The following is a 7,073-nucleotide window of genomic DNA, read 5'->3' as shown; positions in this document are numbered from 1 at the left end:
GCGTCAACGTTATTGGTACGAACCGAAAAACCAATTGCCTAAGCCAAATCAACTTCATCCCCTCATCGACGAACAGATAGCGATCGGAGCAGCATTGGTAAATTCGCAAACTCTTTGTTACCAAAAGCGACTGACACTACAGGGTAATTACTTATTACAAGCACACCAAATCTTAGGAACGAGTGTACTTCCTCTGGCTGCATATTTAGAAATGATACTAGCAGCCCAAAAACACACTCAAGGTCAGATTGGTTATACATTAAAGAATATTGTGGCGTCTAAGCCTTTAATAGTTAGCGATCGCGCTGAGGTATTAGTACAAACTCTCCTAGAACCAGAAAATCAAGAAACTTCTTTTAGGGTAGTCAGTTTGCCCAAAAAAGACCACAATTGGACACAGCATTTCAGTGGTACTCTCACACCCATAACACAACTGACGGCTATAGAGAGTTTAAATATTACCGAGTTGAAGCGCCAACATCCTTGCTCTTCCCTAACACCTCAACAAATGTATGCAGATTTCTGTTCCTTAGGAATGATGTATGGAGCAGCACTGCAACCAGTAAAAGAAATTTATACTAGCTCCAGCAGTGTATTGGCTCTTTTAGAATTACCTCAGATTTGGTCAAATCAACAAGAATATATATTGCATCCAGCCATAGTAGATGGAGCATTGCAGACTATTGCTACCTTGGAATTTAGTCAAGAAAGCAAAGAACAGCATCCTTACCTACCTTACTGTATAGAACAAATTCAAGTTTTTAGAGAACTGCCCCAGCGGGTGTGGTGTTGGACTCAATTATCATCTCAGCCTCAAAATAACGCAGATATCTTAGTTGCCGATATTATATTGTGCAATGAAAATGGTCAAATCTTAGTCACCTTCAATCAAGTGTGTGCTAAACGAGTGACTCAAACACACAGCTTTGGGCAAACTCCAGTAATTCAACCCCCAAGTGCTAAGGATTGGTTCTATCAAATTCAGTGGTTGGCGCAACCAAGAGATGAAAAACGGTCTTTACCCAAAGGAACTTGGATATTATTGACTGATGAACTAAATATTGGCAATACCCTCAGCCAAAAATTAACGTCTCAAGGCAATTGTTGCATCCAAGTGAAGCCTGGGAGAAAGTTTCAGGTATTGAGCAAACACAAGTACATCATCGATCCTGAATCAAGTGCCGATTACGATCGCTTGCTAGCATCAGTCAACAGTCATTTTTCTAACCTCAAAGGCATTTTCCACCTTTGGACGTGTACTGCTCCTGAATTTGAGGAATTAACCGTTGAGGAAATTGAAGCCAATCTGCAATTTGGTGCTTATAGTTTGCTCTACTTGACGCAAGCGGTAGCAAAGTTGCCTCCCCAGTCGTTGGAACTATGGGTTCTCTCCACCCATGCTCAAAGTGTCAATAACGCTGATGCCCATATTGCGCCCGATAAGGCGTCTCTGTTAGGTGTGGCAAGAGTAGTATCTAAAGAATTACCTTTTATCACCACACGCTGCCTCGATTTGCAATTTGAAGGTAATACGAGCGAAACTCTAGCTGAGACAGTTTGGGAAGAATTTCAGACGCAGCCAACTTCTACAGCAGAGATTGCTGATCGCAACGGGCAACGTTGGGTTGCACATCTTGCTCAGTTGCCCAGCGAACTCTCCACCCCGACTTGGACACCCCGCCCAGATGGAGTATACCTGATTACAGGTGGACAAAGTGGTCTGGGAATGGAAATAGCCAAATATTTAGCAGCTTTTGGTCAACCCAAACTCATCTTGGTAAATCGCTCTCCTCTGCCAAAACAAGAAGAATGGCAACACTGGTTAGCACAAAACGATGCCGATCACCCAACAGCCAAAAAGTTGCAGGATATTTTATTGTTACGTAAGCACGGAGCAGAAGTATACCCTGTAGCTGGTGATGTCACTGATGAAACACAAATGGCAGCGATCGTCAAAGACATCAAGGAAAAATATGGTGTTTTACACGGCATTGTACATTGTGCGGGTGTACTAGAAGACCGAACATTGGCACATATGGATAGCAGCACCTTTGAGATGGTGTTGCGTCCAAAAGTACGAGGAGCTTGGATTTTACACCGCTTGCTTGCCGATGAACCACTAGACTTTTTTGTCCTTTTCTCCTCAATGGCAGCGATAATTGGTTCGCCAGGGCAGGCAAATCATGTGGCGGCAAATGCCTTTATGGATAGCCTCGCCCACTACCGCAGGCAGATTTACGGTTTAACAGCTATGTCTATTAACTGGGGCTTTTGGGGAGAAACAGGAGTCGTATCAACGCCCCGATATCACGAATTGTTGAAACAGAAGGGAATTGAGCCGATTACTAATCAAGAGGGTATTTGGGCTTTCGTTCAAGCATTGCAGATGCAGCTTGCGCAAGTTGGCATCGTCAAGCTGTCACCGCACCAGACTGTCTTGCCCTTATTAGGAAAAACAGAAACAAAAACTGCTTCTGAAGATGGGTGGCAGCAGGTAGTGCAACACATCCAAGCCGAAATTACCAAAGCCTCCTCAGCATTGGCTGATACTAGCAAATTCCAAGCGATAGATCGCCTTGCCGTCTATTATTTGCAAAAATTACTGGGACAGTGGCAGTTGTTTACTCGTGCAGGTGAACAGCATACCCTAACAGAAATTTCTCAATCAGGGAGAATTTTGCCTCAGTATCAGCTTGTAATGCAACGTTTCTTGCAGATTTTGGTAGCTGATGGGCTACTGAAACTCCAAGGTGAGATGTACGTTGCCAAACAGCCTCTCACCCAAGATTTAGATGAAAAAGCGATCGCTGAACTGATTAACCGTTTTCCGGAAGACAAAGCTCAATTGCAGTTAATCCAACGTTGTGGTAACTGTTTAGCCGATATCCTAGCGGGGAGAGTTGAGCCACTGCAAGTTTTATTCCCCGATGGTTCGATGGAAATCCTCACGGATTTGTATGAACGCAGCCCTGTTGCCCAGTTCTACAATCACTTGGCTAGCCAAAGCGTACAAGAAATTATCAAGCATTTACCAAGCAATAAACGTCTGCGGATTCTCGAAATTGGCGCTGGCACTGGCGGTACAACTACGGCGATATTACCTGCCTTGCCTGCTGACAAAGTAGAGTATTGGTTTACAGATTATTCCGATGTCTTTCTCAAAGTTGCCAAACGCAAGTTCGCCGACTATCCATTTGTACAATATGCCCGCTTGGATATTGAAACACCAGCAAACACTCTAGACTTTGAAGCAAATAGTTTCGACCTGATTGTAGCTGCCAATGTACTGCACGCAACCAGTAACATCACATCCACCCTCGCCAATGTTGCCCATTTACTCCAGCCTAACGGTTTCTTAGCGTTAATTGAACTCACACACCCGCAGCGTTGGTTAGATTTGACTTTTGGCTTAACAAAAGGCTGGTGGTTATTCCAAGGCAACGACTTCCGGCAAGGGACACCCTTATTAACATCGCAACAATGGCGTAGTGTTCTCCAAGAACAAGGTTTTCAAGATGTTTGTGTTTTTCCTAGTGAAAATACTGCTCTCTCAAAAATTGGGCAAAGTTTGATACTAGCCAGATTGACAGCAAAAAGTACAAAAAAATCTCTCACTGCTAATACTCCTGTTGTCCAAAATCAGGAACAATTGCCACCATTGCCCACCCCAGCTCGTCTCCAAACTGAAACTACTGGAGTGCGATCGTGGTTGAGTTCCCAAATTGTGGAAGTCTTGGCACAGGTGATAGGCATACGGAAAGAAGAGGTGAACTTGCATTCTACCTTTGTCGATCAGGGCGTTGATTCTCTCATGGCAGTGGAAGCAGTGGGTAGATTGAAGCAAGTATTTAACCTGCCTGCCTTCAGCCCAACGGTTGTATTTGAACACCCAACGGTGACAGCCCTAGCCAATTATCTGTTGGATGCCCACAGCGAATCAGTACAAAGCTTGTATGCCCAGCACTCACCCTCACCAGCTGTCACTAAAGTCGCTGCCACTACTCCCAACTTAGTTACACCATCTGCAGCAGAACCCCAGGAAGATGATACCGTAGCTGATACAGATATTGCGATCGTGGGTATAGCCGGTCGTTTTCCTGGTGCTGATTCTATTAACGAATTTTGGGAACTGTTGCGTCAGGGTATCGATGCAGTCACTGAAATTCCCCCATCTCGCTGGAATTGGGGCAATTACTACCACACTCAGCCGGGAACCCAAGGTAAATCCTACAGTAAATGGGGCGGTTTTCTCAGTCAAATAGACCAATTCGATCCGTTGTTTTTCCGCATCAATCCCGCAGAAGCCCAAAAAATCGATCCACAGCAGCGCCTGTTTATGGAAGTAGCTTGGGAAGCTTTGGAAAATGCAGGTTACGGAAATAGCAAGCTGCAAGGCTCGAAAACAGGTGTATTTGTAGGATGTACCAATTCCTCCTACAAAGAAGCTGGTGCAAGGACACACCTACGGGGCGATTTTGCCGGGCTGTTGGGTAATGCCCTCGCCTTGATTCCCAACCGCTTCTCCTATTTTATGAACTTCCAGGGGCCATCCCTGTTTGTAGATACATTGTGTTCTTCTTCTTTAGTTGCCCTACACTTGGCTTGTCAAAGCCTGCGGCAAAAAGAATGCCGGATGGCGTTAGTTGGGGCAGTAAATGTTTTACTCGATCCTCAATATTATGTTGGTTTAAGTGGTGGTCGAGCACAAGCACCAGATGGACGCTGTAAAACCTTTGACCTTCATGCTGATGGTTTTGTCAGTGGGGAAGGTGCTGCTGCCATCATACTCAAACCCTTACGCGATGCCCTCAGCGATCGCGATCGCATTTACGGCATAATCAAGGGTTCGGCTATTAATCACAATGGTAGCTCTAATGGTTTATCTGCACCCAACCCCCGCGCCCAAGCAGATTTGATTCTCGACGCCTATCAGTACAGTGGCGTTAATCCCGAACATATTACCTACGTGGAAACTCATGGCACAGGAACTTCACTAGGCGATCCGATTGAAATCCAAGGCTTAACAGAAGCATTTCGCACCTACACAAACAAATCTGCTTACTGTGCCATTGGTGCAGTTAAAAGTAATATTGGACACCTAGAACCAGCTTCGGGATTAGCGGGTTTGGTTAAAGTACTACTGGCAATGAAGCATGGGCAAATTCCTCCCACCCTGCACATCCAAGAACCCAACCCTTACCTAGATTTGGAAACAACGCCTTTTTACATTAGCGATCGCTTGCGTCCCTGGCAACCCGCAAATGGCAAGAAGTATGCTGCCATTAGTGCGTTTGGTATGGGTGGAACCAATGCCCACGTAGTTTTACAGGAAGCACCAACACCGAAGCTAGAGCGCTCTCCCCAAGATAGACTTGCCCATATATTCACCTTATCAGCCCGTAGTACAGAGGCTTTGCAGAATTTGGTAGGACGCTATCTCACATTTCTAACCACAGACACTGAAACAGATCTGCGAGATATCTGCTTTACCGCTAACACAGGCAGAACTCACTTCCGCCATCGCCTTGCGGTAGTCGTGAATAGCAAAGAGCAGTTGTTAGATAAATTACATAATTTTGCCAGCAAACAAGAACAAACTAGTTTGTCAGCAGCACAAATTTTCACAGATAGCATTGCCAACAACACTGCTCTTGCCGAAGTCATAGCAAAATTGCAGCAATTACCAACTCCAGCCCAAGCATTACTATCTCAATGGTGTCAGGGAAGCTTTTTTACCGACAACATCCTACCGCACTTAGCAGCAGAACTAAAAATCGAAGCAAATCAAGCTCTAAAATTGGCTGAAAGTGAATATGGAGAACTATTTGCAGTACTTGCTCATCTTTACTGCCAAGGAGTAGAGGTAGATTGGGATGCAGTAGAGCAAGGTTTTGTCAGACAGCGAGTAGCATTACCCACTTATCCCTTTGAGCGGCAGCGCTGTTGGATAGAAGAAGGCACACCACCGGAAAAACAAATAGTAGCATCGCACCTGTACGAACAGAAATGGGAAGCAAGCCCAATCATCAGCACAAATCAGCAACAAGAAACCCAAAAGCCACGACTACTGCTGATTGAACGCGACAGCATCGGCACTGCCCTCGCCCAAAGCCTGCGCCAAAGCGGCATCCGCGTCATTACAGCATACCCCAATAGTGAATTCAGCACCGATAACCAAGACAACTACAGCCTCAACCCCACTCAACCCCAACACTGGCAGCAACTAGCCACCCTTATTCAACAGCAACAAATCCAAGAAATAATACACCTGTGGACAGCTACAACCCCACCAGACACCCATAATCTTCTCAGCCTCGAACAAGGACTAAATCAAGGACTAAAAAGCTTATTCTCCCTGGCTCAAGCACTAGTCACTCAACAATACCTGCCCAAAGGCTTGAGATTGCGCCTGATTACTGCCAACAGCCAAGCACCAAGTCTAGTTAGCGCACCAGAACGCGCAGCCACTTGGGGCTTACTCAAAACCATCGCCCTAGAAATACCCCAACTACAAACCCAAGCCATCGAAATCCAACTTGACACTCAAACAAATCTTCACCAACTCGTCGAGCAACTACACCAAGAAATCACCTCACCCATTACCCAAACTCAAATCGCCTATAACCAAGGACAACGTTGGCACAAAGTTCTTAAACCAATTCCCAACTCAGCATTAACCACTTCTTCTTGGCAAGTGCAACCACAAGGAGTGTATTTAATCACAGGTGGATTAGGTGGAATCGGCTTAGAAGTTGCCACGTGGCTAGCGCAGCAATGCCAGGTGCAATTAATCTTGACCACACGTTCCTCTTTCCCAGCACCACAGCAGTGGTCACAATGGCTACAAACACACCCAAAAGATGATTCTACCAGCATCAAAATTCGTCGTTTGCAGACAATTATTTCTTTGGGCAGCTTTGTGTGTGTGGAACAGGTGGATGTTGGTGATTTTGTGGCGATGTCTGGGTTATTTGCCCGCGTTTATGCTCAACACTCACATTTGCAGGCGATTTTCCATGCTGCGGGTGTGACAAAAGATGGACTTTTACGCTCCAAGTCACACCAAACTTTAA

Annotated in this window: 1 protein-coding gene; it reads left to right on the top strand. The window is 45.5% G+C overall.

The window, feature by feature from the left end; genetic code table 11:
* Positions 1-34 precede the first annotated feature (34 nt).
* A partial coding sequence (locus tag UYC_RS0108360) for an SDR family oxidoreductase (RefSeq protein ID WP_157171224.1) occupies positions 35-7,073 on the top strand: 7,039 nt, incomplete at its 3' end.

Source organism: Chlorogloeopsis fritschii PCC 6912 (assembly GCF_000317285.1).
Lineage (GTDB): Bacteria > Cyanobacteriota > Cyanobacteriia > Cyanobacteriales > Nostocaceae > Chlorogloeopsis > Chlorogloeopsis fritschii.
Note: the sequence above shows the minus strand (reverse complement) of the source record. Positions and strands in the feature narration are given on the sequence as shown.